General features: G+C 35.0%; 3 protein-coding genes. All 3 read left to right on the top strand.

The window, feature by feature from the left end:
* Positions 1 to 145 precede the first annotated feature (145 nt).
* On the top strand, positions 146 to 2,767 hold the full coding sequence (locus P9B04_RS15840; protein WP_342055955.1) for a CHAT domain-containing protein: 2,622 nt from the start codon (positions 146 to 148) through the stop codon (positions 2,765 to 2,767).
* A gap of 3 nt (positions 2,768 to 2,770) precedes the next feature.
* Entirely contained in the window at positions 2,771 to 3,202 is a 432-nt protein-coding gene (locus P9B04_RS15835; protein ID WP_342055954.1) for a hypothetical protein, read from the top strand.
* 49 nt (positions 3,203 to 3,251) lie between these two features.
* The coding region (locus tag P9B04_RS15830) for a hypothetical protein (RefSeq protein WP_342055953.1) at positions 3,252 to 4,108 on the top strand (857 nt) is incomplete at its 3' end.

The following is a 4,108-nucleotide window of genomic DNA, read 5'->3' as shown; positions in this document are numbered from 1 at the left end:
TTTACCTCTTATTTTTGATAGTTAAATAGTCAATAATTAGTAATAGATAAAAATCACAGACTGTTATTGGAGTCAAATTCCCATATTCCTGATGGCATAAGGCTTTCAGGCTTTTTCTCAATTCTTTCATGAATAATGCAGGCTAGTGGAACTATTGCGCACCAGTAACAATGAGTCCATACTTCGGCAAGCTGCTGAGAGTTTAGAAAGAATAGATCCTGGCAACCCTGTAGCTATTGATGCTCTCGTGAAACTATTGCGCATCAGTAATAATGAGTCTATAATCCAGCAAGCTGCTGAAAGTTTAGGGAAAATAGATCCTGGCAACTCTGTGGCTATTGATGCTCTCGTGAAACTATTGCGCACCAGTAACAATGAGTCTATAATCCAGCAAGCTGCTGGGAGTTTAGAGAAAATAGGTGCTGGCAACCCTGTAGCTATTGATGCTCTGGTGGAACTATTGCGCACCAGTAAGGATCGGCACATACTTCGGCAAGCTGCTGAGAGTTTAGGGAAAATAGGTGCTGGCAACCCTGTCGCTATTGATGCTCTGGTGGAACTATTGCGCACCAGTGACTATGAGTACAGACTTGAGCAAGCTGTTGAGAGTTTAGGGAAAATAGGTGCTGGCAACCCTGTCGCTATTGATGCTCTAGCAGAACTATTGCGTACCAGTAACAATGAGTACCTACTTCTGCAAGCTGTTGAGAGCTTAGAGAACATAGATCCTTGCAACCCTGTATCTGTTAAGGCTCTGGTGAAACTATTGCGCACCAGTAACAATCATTACGAAGGACTTCTGGTAGCTATATATGGTTCATGGGAAATAGATCCTGGCAACTCTGTAGCTATTGAGCCTCTGGTGGAAAGGATTTTGAATAGGGTGAATAGTGCTTCTCAGCGACGTTTGGCTGCTGAAACTCTAGAAAAAATTGGCAATGGTAATATCAAACTAATTGAAAAACTCCGAAACCTTCGACATGATCAAGATACGTATACTCGCTGGCTTATTGATGACATTTTAAAGAAAATAGATACATCTCACCAAGACTCAGAACAAAATCAGGAACAGGAATTATCCTTATTTTTAGACATCACCAGAGTTCAAGCTACAGTTGATTATTACTTTACCCTCAAAGACTCTCGAAAAGCTAAATTTTGTTATCATCGCATTCTTGCTTGTCTGGATAAAATGCAAACAGGAACCGATATTTTTACCCGACGCACCTTATTAGAATCCTATTTAGATACATATCAAAGAATTATTACCTTTGCTCTCAAACAACGAGACTTTAAACGACTGTTTTTATATACAGAAATTTTCAGAAATCGTTATTTAGTAGAAAGACTGGCTAAACAAGATATTCCTTTACCTAATACCCTATCTTCTGAACTCTCTCAACAGATACAAGAAGCCAAAAGAAGAGAAAAAAAGGCACTCAATATTTATACTAATAAACAGACTAAAGGTTTACCAGAACCAGAATTAAAAAAATTTGCTCAACAATGGGATAACGCTAAAGCAGACTTAGAAAAGTTATATCAGCAAGTAGCTAAAGATGAACCAGAGTTCATTGCTAAAACAAAAGTAACCCCATTATATTACTCAGAAGTTCAAGAAAGATTGCCCTCAGATACAGCAATCATAGAATTTTTCTTCACTAAATATAAACTAATTACCCTGTTAATTCTTCCTGGGGTAGAATCTCCCCGTATTCCTGATGCGTTATCCGTTGACTTATCCTCAATCAACTTAAAAGATATTGCTGATAATTGGATCAATAATCTCAGTTCTCAATCAAAAGATAAACAAGAAGACATTGAAAAGACAAAAATTGATTTAGATAATATTATTGATCAGCTTTCCATCTTTCTCAGATTTAATCAACTGCTTAACTTCATTCCCGATAACATAGAAAATCTAATTATCGTTCCCCATAACTACTTGAATTTATTTCCTATTCATGCTCTTTGGATTAACAAAAAAGAAAATAAACGCCTCATAGATAAATTTTCTGTCAGCTATTTTCCCAGTTTACAAGTATGGAAAATCTGCCAAAAGCGTCGGCGATCGCAACAATCTTTATTCGCTATAGAAAACCCAACCCAAGATAAAGACTTAATCTTTGCCAAAGCAGAAATAGCTAGTATTTCTCAACATCAAAATTTTGACCAACAACAAACTTTAAAGCCCAAAAATACAACTGTTGAAAACATTTTAAAAAATGCACAAAACTATCACTGTTTACACTTTTCTGGTCATGCAGAATACAATTTCAAAAACCCTTTGCACTCCTATCTGATGTTATCCAATAACACCACAGATAACCTCACCCTAAATACCATCTTCTCAGACTTACATATACCCCACACAGACTTAGTTATCCTTTCCGCTTGTTGTACCGGTGTGGTGGATGCTGATCAACCCACAGAAGAACATTTAGGACTACCTACAGGGTTCCTTTTAGCCGGCGCAAAAGCAGTTATTGCTAGTCAATGGAAAGTCAACTCGATCGCCACAGCATTCCTCTTTGATGAATTTTACCATCAATTGAAAATTACGGATAATAAAGCATTTGCCTTGAAAAAAGCCCAAATATGGTTACGTTCTTGTTCTGCTGAAGAGTTAATAAAACGTGCTGAAAAATGGAAAAATAAACTAAAAAGTAACGAGAGAATCGATTTAGAAGTTAAGCTAGAATTATTAGAAGGTACTCCTTTTGAAAGTCCTTATTATTGGGCGGCTTTTACCTTAACAGGATGTTAAATTATGGACAATCGAGATCAACTTATTTGCGACGCTTTTTATGATATTGTTTCTACTCAAATGACTGAACTAGAAAAGGAGTTAGGTGAGGGAATAAAATTAACCATTGCAACTTATCTTGATCAAGTACCCAATGAAAAACAGGATGATTGTGAAGTGATGGCAGAACATATTAGTAATTTTTGTTATCAACAAGGGAACAAAATACTAGAAGAATACCTCAAAGATATTTATAAAATAAAAGCAGGGGAGGACTTGAATATAGCTGTTGAAAAAAATAAAAGTCCTAAGCGAGAATCACTGTTACCACGGGAAAATAATCCAACTATAGATAATGACAGTCGTGATAGTCTGCGTGGTTTAAATAATTGGAAAACCAGCATTTTGACGCAAGAAAATAATGATGATAATGCCAATGAACAACCCCAAAACTGAACTAATATGCCCAACGTTACATTTATATTATTATGTCTTGTCTGATGGCATGAATGAAGATTCAAAGACACGACAAGAAAAACGAAATACTTTTACTAAAAATTTAGAAAAAATAACTTCTCATCTCAGCAGTGAAACAGGAAAAAATGCCAAAGATTTTGTTAATTTAGTTTCTTTTGATTCTAATTTTTCTAGTTTACCGTCTAAAAGTATTCTTGATTTTTCTCATGTTCCCTCGGAATGTCAACAGTTTGAGGATGGACTTTTAGACTTAAAAACAAATATTTTTTGTAGCTTTCTAGGAGTTTTTCTCTTAAATGATACCTATTTATTACGACTAACTAATTATATTCCCACCGAAGAAGGACAAAAACCTCTTAATAGTTTTTCTAATCTTAGTGAATATGTCAATGACTTACAATTGGAATTAGGACAAACAATAATCTTAGCAGGAATACTTCCAGAACAAACCACCAGTGAAGAAAATAATCTTATTGCAAACCATTGTTTAAGTGAATATTATAACCAAGCAATTGATCCTAAAAATATAATCAGTAATGAATTTTTAGGCTGTCCTTTTTATATTTATCCTCAAAAAGTTAAAGTTCAACAACCTGATAACTATATTGTTGATTCTGTTAAATTAGTTTGTGTATTTCTTTATAAAAGCGAAGATATAGAAAGCAAAGCAGATGATATTTATCCTATTTTTCAAGACTTACTATTAAGCTATCACAAAATTAACTTTTTTTATGCCCAAAGTCGTATTTTAAAAAATCGTCTAGAACAACAATATAAAGATATTGAATGTTTAACCGAAGAATACACTAAACAACCCTGGAATAGACAAGCATTGGAAGCTTCTCAAAAAGTCTGGGGGGACTCGCCGAAAGTTAGGGGACAAAG

The organism is Crocosphaera sp. Alani8, from assembly GCF_038442745.1.
Lineage (GTDB): Bacteria > Cyanobacteriota > Cyanobacteriia > Cyanobacteriales > Microcystaceae > Crocosphaera.
Note: the sequence above shows the minus strand (reverse complement) of the source record. Positions and strands in the feature narration are given on the sequence as shown.

Excerpts from the sequence above, each read along its gene's own strand:
- P9B04_RS15835 (WP_342055954.1), top strand. The coding sequence starts at position 2,771 with ATGGACAATCGAGATCAACTTATTTGCGACGCTTTTTATGATATTGTT.